Genomic DNA, 15,475 nt, shown 5'->3' with positions numbered 1-15,475 from the left:
GAGGTGAAGCGATGTCTGATCAGGACGAGCTGATCCGGGCTGCCATCGGACGGCTGCTCGCCGAGAAGACAGGCGCCGCCGTCATATCGATGAGAGAGAGCATCACCGAGCTTCTGGCGCTGACCGGTGCCGCGCTGGACGAAAGACTGCAAGACCTGCTGCTGGAAATGGCCGAAGTCCGCGGCATGATGGTCGCTCTCGACTTCTGAGCAAAATTGGCTGGGATGCCGCCGCATGCACCGGCAGCGCTTTCATCGCATTTTAGGCCGAAAGCGGACAGGCAGTTTTGGGCTTCCGATGAAGATAGCAGACCAAAGCCGAAAGTAGCGGTCGAACAATTTCGCGGTCGACCGGCAGTGTGCTCGCCGGCCGCTGTCCAACGCACTATGCCATGGCGGCCAATGCGGCCGCTTTGACCGACAGTGTCGGGTGGGACGGCGAACTCGCAAGGGCTATCGCCCGCAATGTCGAGACAAATGCTCATAAAGATTCGGGTTGGTGCGGGTTGAACTATTGAACCCATGACTGATATTCGATTTGCGGGGGGTCTGACATAGGCGGCAAGATTGCGTGCAAAGTACTGCGGATGAGATCGGTTCCATTGGCTCGACAACCACGCCGGTGCGGGAACTGACGCCTGACGAGCGCGACCGGATGTTTGCCCTGTATGAGACCTACTACGAGGCAGTCGATCGCAATGTTTTCGAACGCGATCTCACCGAAAAGGATGCTGTCGTGATCATCCGGTGCAACCGGGAGATTATCGGCTTTTCGACTTACCTTGTCAGGCCGCAGACCGTCGGCGGGGAGACTGTTCACTATCTCTTCTCCGGCGATACCGTTCTCCATTCCGCGCGTTGGGGCGACCCCGTGTTGCTGCGCGGTTTCTTTCGCGCGGCCGGCGCTGCCAAGGCCGCGGTGGCGGGCCGGTTGTTCTGGTTCTCCATCATCGGAGGGCATAGGACGTTCCGCATTCTCCCCAATTTTTTCTGCGACTTCGTTCCAGCCGTCGATGGCCCGGTTTCGGCCCGCCTGCAGACGATCCGCGATGCAATCGCAACTGCCCGGTACGGGCGTCAATTCGAGCCGTCGACCGGACTGATCGACTTCGGCCTGTCGCAGGGCCACTTGCGGGAAAAGTGGGCAGATGTCGAGGAAACAGCATTCCGCAACCGTTTTGCCGCTTTCTTTCTCCGGGCCAATCCCTTCTACTTCCGAGGTGTCGAACTTGCCTGCCTCGCGGAATTCGAACTCGGCAATCTGAAGCGCTATGCCGCCGCGAGTTTTGCCGAAGGGCTGCAAGATGGGCGCTGAAGCCTGGGCCCGGATTGCCGGCGCGACCGCGGCCGGGGATGCCGGTTTTCGGGCGCGGCTCGGTCAGCTCGAGGCCACGCAGCGCTGCCTCTTGCGGCGGCTTGTAGAAGCCAATCCCGCGACTGTGTTTGGTGGTGACCACAACTTTGCCACCATCGCTTCGGCCGAGTCCTTTCGCGATCTCGTGCCGATCCGCGGCTACGAGGCCTTGTCGCCATACATCGATCGTGTCGTCGCCGGAGAGGAGAATGTGCTGACTGCCGAGCCGGTCCGGTTTATCGAGCAAACCGGCGGCAGTTCCGGTGGCGCGAAATACATCCCGTATACCGACACGGGCCTGCAGGCCTACACCGATTGTCTCTATCCTTGGATGTCGGAACTGATACGGCGTCGGCCGGGCGTTGCGCAAGGGCACAGCTATTTCGCGCTAAGCCCGGTAGGCCGCGGCGCAAGCGAGCGCGTCGGTGCGCGCAGGTTGGGCAGTCCCGTTCCTTTTGCTTATTTCGGCGCCTTGCGCGATAGCCTGATCCAAGTTTCGGCGGTACCGATGGATTTGAGGCTGCTCTCCGATTTCGCCGAGTGGCAAAGGCAGACCTGCCTGCACCTGCTGGCGTCCGAGGATCTGAGCCTGATCTGGGTCTGGAGCCCGACCTATCTCACCGAAATCCTGCGCGCGATGCAGCGCGACGCCGAGAGCCTGTTGCCCGAGCTTGCGGACAGGCTGGGCGCCGTGCGGCCGCCGGACGTGGTGCGCCGCCGCATTGCTGCGCTGGAAGGCGCGCTTGGAAGTTCACAGCTGTCGGCGATCTGGCCTCGCCTCGACACGATCAGCTGCTGGACAGACGCCTCCAGCAGTGGCTTTGCCGCCGCATTGCAGGCGCAATTTCCGCATGTCTTCATCCAGTCCAAAGGGCTGATGTCTACCGAAGCTGCCGTTTCATTTCCCTATGGCGACGGGTCCGGGTGCATCCTGGCATCGCAAAGCGGGTTTTTTGAATTTGTCGATGACAGCGGTGCCAGCTATTTCGCGTGGCAGTTGGAGGCAGGCCTGACCTACCGGCTTATCGTGACCACAGGCTCCGGCCTCTATCGCTACGATACGCAAGACATGGTCGAAGTCACCGGGTTCACCGGCGACACGCCGCGCCTGCGCTTCAGCGGGCGTATCGGCATGGTGTCCGATCTCTGTGGGGAAAAGCTCACGGAAGCCTTTGTCGTGCGCTCGCTGGCCGAGGCCGGTCTCGACCATCGTACCTATTCGCTGCTGGTGGCGGTCGCGACGCCGCACCCGCACTACCGGCTTTTCGTCGACACTGGTCCAGGGCGGGCCGTTGAGGTGCTTGGCGACGGCCTCGACCATGCGCTCAAGGCCAATCCGCAATATGAGTATGCCCGCCGCATCGGCCAGTTGGGGCCGCTGCGGACGACCGGCGTGGACGACCTCTATGGCAGGCTGAAGCGCCACCGCATGAAGGGCGGCACGGGCATTGCCGGAATGAAGGCGCCGGTTCTGCTCACCCGGTCGGACTCAGCGCTTCTCGCGGCACTCGGGGCGGACAAGGAGGACGCCTAGGATGATGCGGCATCCCATGTCGCGGAAAATCCCGGGCCGCGCAAAGGCATGAAAACCGGACAAGCGACCATCCGGTCAGGCCGTCAGCCGCAACGTCAGCGCATCCAGGCCGCGGATCGAGGAATTGTCCATCCAACGTGCAGCAACAGGCTCGACGGTTTTCCAGTGGGTGAGTGCGGCTTCCAGCACCGCGATACCTTCCATTTCGGCCAGCGCCCTGCCGATGCAGACATGCGCGCCCCGGCCGAAGGCCAGGTTCTGCCTGCCGGCCCGGCCGAGGTCGAAACGCGATGCGTCGGCAAACTGGGCCGGGTCGCGGTTGGCAGCGCCGACAAGCAGCACCATGAGCCGGTTCTTTTCGATTTCCTGGCCGCCGATGATTACAGGCTCGAGTGGCCAGCGGCAGATCTTCTGCACCGGGCTTTCCAGCCGCAGCGTTTCGGCAACGGCCCTGGCAGCAAGCCGGCGGTCGGCCCGCAGGGCCGCCCACTGGGCCGGCTGGTGAGCAAGATGGAACAGCATGTTGCCGATGAGGTGCACCGTGGTCTCGTGACCGGCGAAGGCCAGGAAGGCGATGTTGCGACCGGCAGCCGTCAGCCCCAACGCATCGACCACGCCGGCCAGCCCGGTCAGCAGCGGCGGCATTCGCCCAGCGGCAAGCAGATGACGCAGATGCTCGACGAAGTAGCAGGACATCTCGTCGGCGGAGTTGGCGCCGCCGAAGGCATCATCGAAACCAGTATCGAGAAGGGCGCGGATCGAACCCGACCATGCCCGGATCATCGGCATGTCCTGGTCCGGTACCCCAAGCAGGCGGCAGATGACACGTTCGGGCACGGCGCGCGTGAAGGCGGCCACGACTTCGGTGGTCCCGGACAAGCCGGAATCGCCCATGAGGCCTTCGATCGTTTCAGCTACAATGGGACGCAAAGCCGGCATGCCCTTGCCGACAAAGGGCTGCTGCAGGGCCTGGCGCAGGGCGGCGTGAGCGCTGCCCTCCTGATAGATCAGCCAGTCGCGGATCGCGGAATCCGAATCCGCCATTACATCGGCCGGCGGTACGTGCGAAAGCTTGCGATTGGCGAGGCTGCTCGAAACGAGATCGTAGCCGGTGAGATAGACATCGCCCCACGGCGCCTGCCAGACCGGAGCGCGCCGTCGCATTTCATCGTGGATAGCATAGGTGTCCGCGGCACCTGCGAAAGCACCGGCGCGAATCCCTTGCCAGGGATGCCGGCCGGATTTGAACAGAGCATTGGAGGGGGATTCGGTATGCATTGCCTTGCGGGAAGTCCAATCTTGTCGGCCAAGACAGTCGTGTGCCGTGCACGCCCGGATATCGACACCCGGCCATGACCAACAATCAGGGACCGATCTATTATTTCTGCACGCGCCAACACGCTTACACGATGGGCGTACTGCTTGGCTATTACCAGCATGGGCTTGGCGATCTTGTCCGGATCATTCCCTACGAGCTGGCCGCGAGGCTCGACCCCCTCGCTCCCGGCACCTTCATCTTTACGGATTTTGAAAGGCTGGCGCCGGCTCAATTGCAGGCGGCGGTCTCCCTCCATGAGCGCATCGCCTCGCTCAATCCAGGCCTGTTGCTGCTCAACGATCCGGCAATCGTGCCACGCCGCTTTGACTTGCTGAAACGTCTGAAGGCCGCGGGCCTCAACCATTTCGATGTGCATCGGCTGGGTGAGCGCAAGTCGGTGCGCCGGTTTCCAGTTTTCGTGCGTTGGGAAAGCCAGCATGAGCCGCCGCTGACCGGGCTGATCGACGGCGCGGATGCGCTGGAAGCAGCGATTGCCCGTCTGCCGGGCCATGTCCGTCAAGACCCGGACCTGATGATCGTCGAATATGGCGCGGCTCCCTCTGCCGATGGGCGGTTCCGCAAATACTCGGCTTACAAGGTCGGCCCAACCGTCTATCCGCAGCACTGCTTCATCAATGAGAACTGGTACATCAAGTTTCCGAGCACCCGCTTCACCGAGGCCGACAGGGCCGAAAGCCGCGCTTACGTGGACGACAATCCGCATGCCGAGCAGATCGGGCGTGTCTTCGCACTGGCCGGCATCGACTATGGGCGCATTGACTACGGCATCGTCGACGGCCAGGTCCAGACCTTCGAAATCAATAATAACCCGTCCGTTCTGACGCGGCCGCCTGGCTGGGAGGCGGGGGTGGATTACAGCCGCTACGCCGAGATGCATGAGCGGGCTCTGCGTGGCATCATGCGCCCGGCCTCGGGCCCTGACCTTTTGCTCGGGAACGGCACCATGAGCGTCGATGCCATCCACGCCGATGCCATGCATGCGGTGCGGCAGAGGATTGCGGGATTCTCCCGGCGTCGGCGCCTGTCCCTGCGGCCGCTCAAGAAGCGTTTGGCGCGGCTGTTTGGCTGGGGGTGACATGAGCGCAATTGATGGGCTTCACACTTAATGCAATGCAGCCCCTAATCGCTCCACTGCCCACGCGGCGCGGCATCATGCTTCTTCCGCCCTATCGCCAGCATTGCCGGCACGTCGCGGATCGTCGCCGCGACAGCGCGCCTCGCCAAACCTTGGCTCTTTTTCCGACCCTCAAACGTCTTAGCTACAGTGAAGCTAAGGAGCAGGGTCAAATGAGCCTCAAGGACAGGAAGATCGTGGTCACGGGTGGCAGCCGCGGGCTTGGCCTCGGATTGGTCGAAGCGCTGGTCGAACAGGGCGCCAGCGTGACCGTGGTCGCGCGTGGTGCCAAGACGCTGGACGCGGTTGGAGCCGGGCTTGGGGTCGCCACCATCCGCGCCGACGTTGCGGAGGAGGGCGCGGCCTATCGCATTCTTGGCGAGGTTCGTCCTGACGTCGTGGTCCTGAATGCTGGTGTCACGCCCCGGATGGGCCGGTTGGACCAACTGAGCTGGGAAGATTTTTCAATCGCCTGGGAAACCGACGTCAAGGCCGGGCTCTATTGGCTGCAGGCGGCGCTCAACCTGCCGCTCAAGCCGGGCAGCCGTGTTCTGGTGGGATCGAGCGGTGCCGCCGTCACCGGATCGCAGATGTCGGGCGGCTATGGCGGCGCCAAGCGCATGCTGTGGTTCATGGCGAAGTACGCCAACGGCGTCTCGCTGGAGAGGAATCTCGGCATCCGCTTTCAGGTGATCGTGCCGCGGCAGATGATCCTGGGCACCGGAACAGGCGATGCGGCGGCCGGCGCCTATGCCGGGTCCATGGGCATCACGCCCGAACAATTCGTCACCCGCTTCGGTGCGCCGATGCCGCCCCGGACCTTCGGCGACAGGGTGGTTTCCGTGCTGGAGGACCCGCAATATGCCGAGGGCGTCGTCTTTGGCCTCAATGGCGACGCGGGCGTAACCGTGATGGAGGGTGCTGCGGCTTGAGCGAACGAGATCCTGCCGCGGACCGCGACCGACGGGAAGGGCTGCTTGCCCTTGCCGCCGCGATGCGGCCGGAGCTGCACCGCTATTGCGCGCGCCTGATGGGCTCGGTCATCGATGGCGAGGATGTCGTGCAGGACACGTTTGCGCGCGCCTTCGTTGCGCTGGACGAGCTGTGCGAGGTGCCGCAGCTCAGGCCCTGGCTGTTCCGCATCGCCCACAACCGTGCGCTGGACCTGCTGCGCAGCCGCGCAATCCGCGCGGCGGAGCCTATCGAGGCGGCGCTTGAAATTGCCGATGACACTAAAGCCGACCCGGTGGAGACGCTGATGCGCAGGCAAGCTGTACAGACCGCGGTGTCGCGCTTTGCGGGGCTTCCTGTGCTCCAGCGCAGTGTCGTCATCCTCAGAGATATGCTCGACGAGCCGCTGGCCGAGATCGCCGCCCTGCTTGGCATCACTGTCGATGCGGTGAAGGGGCATCTGGCGCGTGGTCGTGCGCGGTTGAGGGAGATCAACGCCACTGCGCCCGCACTTCCCGGTGCGCGCATCGCGTCGGCCGCCGTGATCCGTTATGCGACCCTGTTCAACCAGCGCGACTGGGATGGCTTGCGCGCCTTGCTTGCCGACGATGTCAGGCTTCATCAGTCCTTGCACCAGCCGCGCTCGGGTGCGGCGGATGTCGGCATGTTCTTCACGATCTACGCCAAAAGCGACCGCGTGTGGCTGACGCCGGCCTGGCTCGACGGCCGCGAGGTGATCGCTGTGTTCGAAAGCCATGCCGACCAGAAACCGCATCATTTCATGTGGCTGGAGTGGCGGGAAGGTCAGATCAGTTTCATCCGCGACTATCGCTATGTCAGCTATATCACCGACGACGCTGAGCTGGTTCTGGCCAGGGATGCCGGATCTTTCGGACGCGGCCCCTGACCATCCCACAGCGAGTCGTCGTTTGACCGCAGCGGAACCGCTTTGCACACTGCCGCGCTAACGCTGCTCGATCAGCGTCTTCGCCGCGTCTTTCCCCGCCGAGAGGATGCGATTGGATAATTCCGTTCCGCCCACGGCGCGGGCCATTTGCAGCGTGCCGAGGAGCGTTGCAAAGACAGCCAGCGCCACGCCCTCCGGATCCTTGGCCTGCGGCAGCGCTTGCGCCAACTGGCGCACCAAGGCCAGCAAATGATCGGTATAAGCGCCGCGCGTTTCAGGCGGCTGACGGGCGAGCTCCGGCAGCAGCGCAGCTGACGCGCAGCCCTTTCCGGGATTGTCCCGGTGCTCGGCCGACAGATACGTGTCGATGGCCATCTCCACGCCCGAAGCCAGTGCTTCCCCCAGTTGCTCAGCCTGAAGCTCCATCGCCGCCGCCACGCTTTCGCGGACAAGCTGCGCCTTGGATTGAAAGTGCGGATAGAAGGCGCCGTTGGTCAGCCCGGCGTCGCTCATGATGGTCGCCAATCCGGACGCGGCGATGCCGTCGCCGCGAAAACGGTCGGCGGCGACCTCCAAGATCCGGCCGCGCGAGGCGTCCTTCCGGCCCTTTTCGTAGCGCATGGCTGCTATTCCTTTCTGCTATTGCATTATGATCATAATCTGATATTACGACTGTAATTTAACGGACGTAAAAAAGCTAGCCCCCATGAGTTTGGAGCACGAAATGAAAACGAATGCCGGAAAAACCGCTGTTGTGACCGGAGCCTCTTCGGGCATCGGCCGCGCCAGCGCCGAGGCCCTGGCGCGGGCAGGATTCACCGTCTTCGGAACCAGCCGGCGCAAGGCCGGCAACGACCCGGACGGGGTGATCATGCTGATCTGCGACGTGACCGACGGTGAGGCCGTTGCCGCACTCGTTTCGACGGTGCTCTCGCAGACCGGCCGGATCGACCTCTTGGTCAACAATGCCGGCGTCGGCCAGCTCGGAGGCGCCGAGGAATTCTCGATTGCACAGGTGCAGGCCCTGTTCGACGTCAATCTGTTCGGCGTCATCCGCATGACCAATGCGGTGCTGCCGTCGATGCGGCGGCGTGGCGAGGGGCGCATCGTCAATATCGGCTCTGTGCTGGGACTGGTCCCGGCGCCGTATTCAGCGCATTATTCGGCGGTCAAGCACGCGCTCGAGGGCTATTCGGAATCGCTCGACCACGAGGTTCGTGCCTTCAATATCCACGTCTCGGTCATCGAGCCGGCATTCGTTCGCACTGTCTTCGACCAGAACGGGATCCAACCGGATTCGCCGTTACAGGAATACGATCAGGCCCGAGCTACGCTGGAAGCGCTGCTTCGCGATGTGATGCCCGTAGCCGATCGGCCGGAAGTGGTGGCGCAAGTGGTCGTCAAGGCAGCGACCGATGCCCGTCCGCAACGGCGCTACACCGCCGGCAAGGCTGCGCGCCAGGTCAGCCTGCTGCGCCGCTTTGCTCCCGCGGGGATATTCGACAAGAGCCTGCGCAAACAGTTCCGCCTGCCGGTTTGAACGACAGCGAGCACAGGATTTCACGCACATGCGACGCACCAAAATCACTTTCAGAAAGTTACTGCCATGAAGGCATTCGTCGTCGACAAATACAGCAAGAACGGCACTCTGCGGCTGGCCGAAATGCCGGAGCCAAAACTCGGGGACAGCGATGTCCTGGTCGAGGTCCACGCCGCGGCGGTGAACCTGCTTGATTCCAAGGTCAAAACCGGAGAGTTCAAGCTGATCCTGCCCTATCGCCGGCCCTTTATCCTGGGTCACGACGTGGCCGGGAGGGTGGTGCGCGTGGGATCGAAAGTCCGCAAGTTCAAACTCGGCGACGACGTCTATGCGCGGCCGCGCGATGGCCGGATCGGGACGTTCGCCGAGTTCATAGCCATGGATGAAGCCGACGTGGCCCTGAAGCCCGGGAACCTCAGCATGGAGGAGGCGGCCTCGATCCCGCTGGTCGGCCTGACCGCCTGGCAGGCGCTCGTCGAAAGGGCCAAGGTGAAGAAGGGACAGAAGGTCTTCATTCAAGCCGGCTCCGGCGGCGTGGGGACATTCGCCATCCAACTGGCAAAGCATCTCGGCGCGACCATTGCGACCACCGCCAGCGCGGCGAGTGCCGGTCTGGTCAAGGGGCTCGGCGCCGATGTCGTCGTCGATTACAGGAAAGACGATTTCGAGAAAGTCCTTTCGGGCTACGACGTCGTCTTGAACAGCCAGGACGCAAAGACACTTGAAAAATCACTGAATGTGCTGAAACCGGGCGGCAAGCTCATCTCCATCTCGGGCCCACCGGATCCGGAGTTTGCCAGGGAAAAGGGACTGAACGTGGTGCTGAGGCTGGTGCTTCGCCTGCTGAGCCGCGGTATTCGAGCGAGAGCCAAGCGCCGAGGCGTGACGTTCTCGTTCCTTTTCATGTGGGCGCAGGGCGAGCAGCTGAGCAAGATCGCATCGCTCATCGAAGCCGGCGCGATCCGCCCGGTCGTCGACCGGATATTTCCCTTCGAGGCGACCAATGAGGCGCTGGCCTATGTCGAAAGAGGACGCGCCAAGGGCAAGGTCGTCATCAAGGTCAGATAGCAACTCAGCTGCGATCGAGGTCAGCCGCGCCGGGCTGCGTCGATCGCCGCGACGTCGATCTTCGTCATCTCCATCATCGCATCAAAGGCGCGTTTGGCTTCTTCGCCGCCGGTCGCCATGGCCTCGGTCAGCGTGCGCGGCGTGATTTGCCAGGACACGCCCCATTTGTCCTTGCACCAGCCGCACACGCTCTCCTGGCCGCCATTGCCGACGATGGCGTTCCAGTAGCGGTCGGTTTCCTGCTGATCGTCGGTTGCGATCTGGAACGAGAAGGCTTCGCTCTGCTTGAATGTGGAGCCGCCGTTCAATCCGATGCAGGGAATGCCGGCAACGGTAAATTCGACCGTCAACACGTCGCCTTTCTTGCCGGACGGAAAGTCGCTCGGCGCACGGTGAACGGCGCCCACCATGGTGTCGGGAAAGGTCTCCGCGTAGAAGCGCGCCGCAGCCTCGGCGTCCTTGTCGAACCAGAGGCAAATCGTGTTCTTTGGTATCTTTGGCATTGCGGGTTCCTTTCGGCGTTGGAGTTGGCGGGGTCAGCCCAGGAGATTGCGTGCCGTGCGCATGAAGATCCTTGACCCGATCGGGATCAGGTCGTCGGGAAAGTCATAGTCGGGATTGTGCAAGGCAGGGTGCCGCTCGCCTGCACCGAGGAAGAACATCGCCGACTTGGCACTATGGCCGAACAGGCCGAAATCTTCAGAGGCGCGCATCGGCAGGGCCTCTTCGCCGTGCGATACGCCCTCTTCATCGAGCGCGCGCCGCAGATGCTCCACCGCGTCCGGCGCGTTGACGCTGGCGACGAAGATCTCGTGATAGTCCCAGCGGGCGGAAAGGCGATGCTCGCCCGCGACCCTGGCGACGAGTGCTTCGGCGGCAGCGCACAGGTTCGCCATGCGCTCGTCACGCCGGGTGCGCAGCGTTGCCCACACCTCGGCGTGAGCCGGGGCGATGCCGAACACGGCTTCGCCCATCGCGGCATGGGTGACCGTCAGCATGGAGAAGTCGTCATCGGCGAAGGTCCCGCGCCCGAGCGCCGGCAGCGCCGGCATCAGCTCACTGATCGCCAGCATCGGCGAGATGCCGGTCTCCGGCATGGACGAATGGGCGGTCTTGCCCTCCAGTATGATGCGCATGCCGCGTGACGCACAGTTGACCACGCCGGGCTTGAGCCGCACCTCGCCGAACGGCACGCCAGGCAGGTTGTGCAGCGAGAAAGCGAAATCCGGCGCGATCTCGCCGAAGCGGGGATCGGCGACGACGCCGGCCGCGCCATTGCCGGTTTCCTCCGCCGGCTGGAACATCAGCACGACGCGGCCGCTTGCAGGCCGCTCGCGCCCCAACTGACGGCCGAGGGATGCCAGGATCGCGGTGTGCCCGTCATGGCCGCACATATGCGACTTGCCCGGCACGCGCGACGCATGCGGCACGCCGGAAAGTTCTTCGATAGGCAAGGCATCGAGTTCCGAACGGAACAGCACCGTCGGCCCCGCTTTGCCGCTGTCATATATGGCCGCGACGCCGTGCCCGCCGAGCTGTGTCAGCACCTTGTCCGGCCCCGTATCGGCGAGGAAGGCGACGACCTCCCTTGCCGTCTTCTCCTCTTCATTCGAGATTTCCGGGGCCTGGTGCAGCTGGCGCCGCCACGCCGTCAACTCGACGATGTCTCGGTTGGTCAGAGTCATGCTTTTTCAGCCTCCGCTGCATTCTTCATCGACGATGAATTGCTAGCGATAAAGGGCAGTTCCCGCCACAGTCCAAGTTTCAGGCTTCGGCAGGCCAGAAACGACGGTTCTCCCGGCCATCCGCAGCCTATTGATTGATCTCGGGCTCGACGAGCTTTGCCAGATTTCTGAGCGACTCCTGCCAGCCGAGATAGCAGGCCTCGACCGGAATGACGTCCGGAATGCCGGCCTGGGTGATGTCGATTTCAGTGCCGACCGACACTTTTTTCAAGACTACGGTCACCCGTATCTCGCCGGGCAGGTTGGGATCGTCGAACCTGTCGGTGTAGAGGAGGCGCTCGCCCGGAACGAGTTCGAGATACTCGCCGCCGAAGGAGTGGCTGTCGCCCGTGGTGAAATTGCGGAACGACATCTTGAATGTGCCGCCGACCTTTGCTTCGAAATTATGGACCGTGCAGGTGAAGCCGTTTGGCGGAAGCCACTTGGCCAGCGCGTCCGCTTCAACGAAGGCGCGATAGACCTTTTCAGGGCTGGTCGTCAGAACGTGGTGCAAACGTACGGTGCCGGGCATTGCTGGATCCTTTCATGAATGCCTGTTCGATACCCCAAGGACGAACGAGGTGTAGCCAGTCCGACATAGCGTCTCAGATTTTTAAATCCGCGTCTGGACGAACTGCACCGACGGACAGGAGTCGGCGTTCATTCTTTGAATCGAGGTCCGGCTCTATCTTTCTGGTCGTCAACGATCTTTCGGGTACTCCTAGTTCTCGCCTGTCCGGATGTTGTTGCAACTGCCGTCCTAGGCGAGCAGTCCGTGAATGGTCGCGGCGACCGTCTCCGGGGCGTACGGCTTGGGCAGGAAGACGCCGCCACTCGGCATCGCATCCTGCGCCGGCCGGCGCTTGCCGGAGGTGACGATGATCTTGATTGGCGGCCAGCGGTCCCGCACGGCGGCCGACAGGCGCAAGCCGTCCATCGACCCCGGCATGTCGATGTCGGTGAACAGGATGGCGATATCCTGCCGTGTCTCCAAAAGCCTGATCGCCTGGTCGGCGTTGGTGGCTTCCAGCACGTCGAACCCGGCCTCACGCAATTCGTCGGCGATGGCAAACAGCAGGAAAGCCTCGTCTTCGACGATAAGGATTGTGGCAGGAGACTGAATTGTCATGGCACGCTCTATCTGGGTCAGTAGGGCGCTGTCGGCAACTGGGGTGCCGGCGCGTTCAACACACATTCGACGCCGTCGGGATGGTAATCGATTTTCACGGACCCGCCGAAGTCGGTGCCAAAGACGCGCTCGATGAGGAAACGGCCGAAGCCGCGCCGGCTGGGCGGCGTCACCGGCGGACCGTCGCTTTCACGCCAGCGCCAGATCAGTCGCGTTTCGCCTGAATTGCCGGCTGCGGCCTGCAGCAACCATTCGATCGACACCTTGCCGTCCGACGTCGACAGTGCGCCATATTTCAGCGCATTGGTGGCGAGTTCGTTGACGGCGAGAGCGAGCGTCAGCGCCATTTTCGGATTGATCGGCAGCGCCGGTCCTGAAACCGACATCTGGTCGATCGGGAAGGCGGCAATGGTGTTGTCGACCACCTCGCGGATGGAGGCGCTGGTCCAGCGGGTCTTGTTCAGAATGTCGTGGGCGTTTGCCAGGGCTCGCAGCCTCTCGTTGAAGGTGGCGCTGGCGGTCGCGATGTCGGTGTTGCGCAAGGTCTGCGAGGCAATGGCCGCGACCATTGCCAGGATATTCTTGATGCGGTGCTCGAGTTCGTGGGTCAGAAGCTCCTGTCTCGCCTGGGCCTCGCGCCGGTCGGTGACGTCCTGAATGACGCCGAACATCTTGACCGGCTTCCCGGTCTCGTCATGGACGAAGTCGATGTGGCGTGACAGCCAGCGCAATTCGCCATTGTCGGGCCGCCGAATGCGGTATTCCACGGCGGGCGCCGCAGTGCCCTGCTTGCGCGTCTCCGGGTTGGAACGGACGTCCTTGTCCTCGGGAATGACGATGTTTTCCAGAACGCTGATATGCACGCTCTCGCGCGCGGAAAGCCCCCAGAGACCCCAGAAGCCCTCGGAGCCGACCACGGTCCCGCTGGCGATATCGAGCTCCAGTGCAGCGATGCCTGCCGCATTTTGCGAAAGCTGCAAGCGGCGCTCGCTTTGCTGCAGGGCTTGCGTCGTCTGCTTCTGGTCATCGATATCGGTGTTGGTGCCGATCCAGCGCAGGATAGCACCGTCGGTGTCGCGGATCGGAACGGCGCGCGCTATGAACCAGCGGTAGGCGCCGTCGTGCCGCCGCAGCCGGAACTCGGTTTCGTAGGACATGCTCGACCCCAGCGCCTGCCCCCATTTTTCGGCGGCTGGGCCGATATCGTCGGGATGCACGATGGCGCCCCAGGCCTGGCCATCGAGTTCTCCCGGCCTGCTGCCTGAATAGTCGTAGACGCGCGGGTTGAACCAGTCGAGCAAGCCGTCGGGCGTGGCGGTCCAGACATGATTGGGCATCGCTTCGGCGAAGGTGCGAAACTGCATCTCGCTCTGGCGCAGCGCCTGTTCGGCAATCAGTCGGTCGGTGACGTCAACACCTTGCACGAAGATGCCGAAGACCTCGCCCGAGGGGTTGCGCACCGGCTGGTAGACGAGGTCGATGAAGCGTTCTTCGGTCGCAGCACTAGGCGTGCGTTGCAATTCGGCCTTCAGCGCGTAGCCGATGAAGGCTTCGCCGGAGGTGAAAACCTGGTCGAGCAGCTCGAAAAACCCTTGCCCCTCGACCTCGGGCAAGGCTTGGCGGATCGGCATGCCGACGATGTCACGGTGGCCGACAAGTTGCATGTAGGCGGCGTTTGTCAGTTCGACGACATGCTGCGGGCCAGACAGCATGGCCATGAAACCGGGTGCCTGTTCGAACATCTGCCGCTGGCGGTCGCGCTCGCCCGACCGCCAGCGTTCGGCCGCGACCTTCTCGGTCGTTTCGATGACGATGGCGATGACGCCTGCCGGTTGGCCGCTTTCGTCGAGCACGGGTGAATAATCGAGATCGAGCCATACCTGCTCGGGTTTTCCCGTGCGATTGAGCGTCAACACCTGCTCGCGATAGGCAAGCGTGCCGCCGGCCAGGCAGACCTTCATGATGTTGTCGTTGAAGTCGGCCACTTCGGGCCAACCTTCGCGCACCTTGGAGCCGAGAAGCCGGGGGTGGCGGCCGCCGGCAAATTCCGAATAGCCGTCATTGTAGATCATCACACCGTCCTCGCCCCACAGCATGACGATCGGCACGTTCGAGCGCAGGATAAGCGACACCGCCGTCTTCAGGCTTTGCGGCCAGCCTTCGATTGGCCCGATCGAGGTCGATGCCCAATCGAAGGCCGCGATCAGGCAACCAAGCTGGCCGCCGCCCGCCAGGAAAGCATGCCTACGATCGACTACGACAGTGCTGGAGTCTGGCATGGCGTCTCATGGTTCGGTCGGCGTTTTGTCGAGGTTGAATTGGGTTTCGCTGACATGTCACAGTCTCCGGACAATCGAAAATTCTGTCGACCGGTCCGGTTTCGCGGCGGGGCGCGGCCTGTTCGGCCACAAGTGGGCCGAACTGTTGTTGGTGTTTGATGAAATCTCGAACATCATGCCCCCGAACGCCACAACACGGGACGAGCCATTCGGTTCCCGCGAGCGCTGATTTTCCTTTGGTTGACGGGAATTAGGTCGAGGGACAGACGGGCAATGGTCGGCTATTCAATCTAATTTGTTTGCAAGCCGTTAATACGGTCATGATGTCATTCAGTATTCGCTAATGAAGAGATCGACCGCGGGGTAGGCCATGACCAAGAATCTCGGCAACGCACGTTACATGCCGCCAAAAGACACCAAAGTTTCCTTGTTCGGCAAGGCGGCACCGGCGCTGTTCCCGCTGGTCGTGGCGGCGCTGGGCTACGTGATTGGCAAGCAGTTCTTCGGCATCTAGGCGCCGAAGCCCCACCGAAGGGC

16 protein-coding genes are annotated in these 15,475 nt (G+C 62.8%); 9 read left to right on the top strand and 7 right to left on the bottom strand.

Annotated features, from left to right (window positions below; all coding sequences use genetic code 11):
• The first annotated feature begins 11 nt into the window (after positions 1-11).
• From MESCI2_RS0103555 to MESCI2_RS01000000134190, 3 genes are all read left to right on the top strand, one after another.
• Complete coding sequence (locus tag MESCI2_RS0103555; RefSeq protein WP_027035347.1) at positions 12-209, top strand: hypothetical protein; 198 nt, start codon at positions 12-14, stop codon at positions 207-209.
• 361 nt (positions 210-570) lie between these two features.
• Positions 571-1,314, top strand: coding sequence for a hypothetical protein (locus MESCI2_RS0103550; protein ID WP_027035346.1), 744 nt, complete (start codon positions 571-573; stop codon positions 1,312-1,314).
• On the top strand, positions 1,304-2,887 hold the full coding sequence (locus tag MESCI2_RS01000000134190) for a GH3 family domain-containing protein (protein WP_050596445.1): 1,584 nt from the start codon (positions 1,304-1,306) through the stop codon (positions 2,885-2,887). The genes MESCI2_RS0103550 and MESCI2_RS01000000134190 overlap by 11 nt, the downstream gene beginning before the upstream one ends.
• 75 nt (positions 2,888-2,962) lie before the next feature.
• On the opposite strand, the gene MESCI2_RS0103540 is transcribed toward MESCI2_RS01000000134190, so the two are convergent.
• Positions 2,963-4,165, bottom strand: coding sequence for a cytochrome P450 (locus tag MESCI2_RS0103540; RefSeq protein ID WP_027035345.1), 1,203 nt, complete (start codon positions 4,163-4,165; stop codon positions 2,963-2,965).
• 74 nt (positions 4,166-4,239) lie between these two features.
• Between MESCI2_RS0103540 and MESCI2_RS1000000136090 the strand changes: the two genes are divergently transcribed.
• From MESCI2_RS1000000136090 to MESCI2_RS0103520, 3 genes are all read left to right on the top strand, one after another.
• Complete coding sequence (locus MESCI2_RS1000000136090; protein ID WP_050596444.1) at positions 4,240-5,301, top strand: hypothetical protein; 1,062 nt, start codon at positions 4,240-4,242, stop codon at positions 5,299-5,301.
• 212 nt (positions 5,302-5,513) lie between these two features.
• Positions 5,514-6,272 carry an SDR family NAD(P)-dependent oxidoreductase gene (locus tag MESCI2_RS0103525; RefSeq protein WP_027035344.1) on the top strand — a complete coding sequence of 253 codons (759 nt, stop codon included), beginning with the start codon at positions 5,514-5,516 and terminating at the stop codon, positions 6,270-6,272.
• The gene (locus tag MESCI2_RS0103520; protein ID WP_027035343.1) at positions 6,269-7,198 is read left to right on the top strand and encodes a sigma-70 family RNA polymerase sigma factor; all 930 of its coding nucleotides are present in this window, start codon (positions 6,269-6,271) and stop codon (positions 7,196-7,198) included. The genes MESCI2_RS0103525 and MESCI2_RS0103520 overlap by 4 nt, the downstream gene beginning before the upstream one ends.
• 57 nt (positions 7,199-7,255) lie before the next feature.
• Here MESCI2_RS0103520 and MESCI2_RS0103515 read toward each other — a convergent pair whose 3' ends face one another.
• Positions 7,256-7,819, bottom strand: a complete 564-nt coding sequence (locus tag MESCI2_RS0103515; protein ID WP_027035342.1) for a TetR/AcrR family transcriptional regulator — start codon at positions 7,817-7,819, stop codon at positions 7,256-7,258.
• Positions 7,820-7,922: 103 nt separating this feature from the next.
• Between MESCI2_RS0103515 and MESCI2_RS0103510 the strand changes: the two genes are divergently transcribed.
• A complete protein-coding gene (locus MESCI2_RS0103510) occupies positions 7,923-8,738 on the top strand; it encodes an oxidoreductase (protein WP_027035341.1) in 816 nt (271 codons plus the stop codon).
• A gap of 66 nt (positions 8,739-8,804) precedes the next feature.
• The gene (locus MESCI2_RS0103505) at positions 8,805-9,806 is read left to right on the top strand and encodes an NADP-dependent oxidoreductase (RefSeq protein ID WP_027035340.1); all 1,002 of its coding nucleotides are present in this window, start codon (positions 8,805-8,807) and stop codon (positions 9,804-9,806) included.
• A 20-nt stretch (positions 9,807-9,826) separates the two neighbouring features.
• Here MESCI2_RS0103505 and MESCI2_RS0103500 read toward each other — a convergent pair whose 3' ends face one another.
• The 5 genes from MESCI2_RS0103500 to MESCI2_RS1000000136085 form a co-directional block, all read right to left on the bottom strand.
• Positions 9,827-10,300, bottom strand: a complete 474-nt coding sequence (locus MESCI2_RS0103500; protein WP_027035339.1) for a VOC family protein — start codon at positions 10,298-10,300, stop codon at positions 9,827-9,829.
• Positions 10,301-10,342: 42 nt separating this feature from the next.
• Positions 10,343-11,491 carry an amidohydrolase gene (locus tag MESCI2_RS0103495; protein WP_027035338.1) on the bottom strand — a complete coding sequence of 383 codons (1,149 nt, stop codon included), beginning with the start codon at positions 11,489-11,491 and terminating at the stop codon, positions 10,343-10,345.
• A gap of 127 nt (positions 11,492-11,618) precedes the next feature.
• Positions 11,619-12,062, bottom strand: coding sequence for an SRPBCC family protein (locus MESCI2_RS0103490; protein WP_027035337.1), 444 nt, complete (start codon positions 12,060-12,062; stop codon positions 11,619-11,621).
• 228 nt (positions 12,063-12,290) lie between these two features.
• Positions 12,291-12,659: a response regulator gene (locus MESCI2_RS0103485; protein ID WP_027035336.1), complete on the bottom strand. Its 369-nt coding sequence runs from the start codon at positions 12,657-12,659 to the stop codon at positions 12,291-12,293.
• A 17-nt stretch (positions 12,660-12,676) separates the two neighbouring features.
• Positions 12,677-14,938 (bottom strand): PAS domain S-box protein, encoded by a 2,262-nt coding sequence (locus tag MESCI2_RS1000000136085; RefSeq protein ID WP_050596443.1) that lies wholly within the window; start codon positions 14,936-14,938, stop codon positions 12,677-12,679.
• Positions 14,939-15,308: 370 nt separating this feature from the next.
• Here MESCI2_RS1000000136085 and MESCI2_RS1000000136495 point away from each other — a divergent pair, with 370 nt between their 5' ends.
• A complete protein-coding gene (locus MESCI2_RS1000000136495) occupies positions 15,309-15,452 on the top strand; it encodes a hypothetical protein (RefSeq protein ID WP_081738578.1) in 144 nt (47 codons plus the stop codon).
• The last annotated feature ends 23 nt before the right edge of the window (positions 15,453-15,475 follow it).

It is taken from the genome of Mesorhizobium ciceri WSM4083 (assembly GCF_000519305.1).
Classification (GTDB): Bacteria; Pseudomonadota; Alphaproteobacteria; order Rhizobiales; family Rhizobiaceae; genus Mesorhizobium; species Mesorhizobium ciceri_B.
This window is presented reverse-complemented; position numbering and strand designations above follow the sequence as displayed.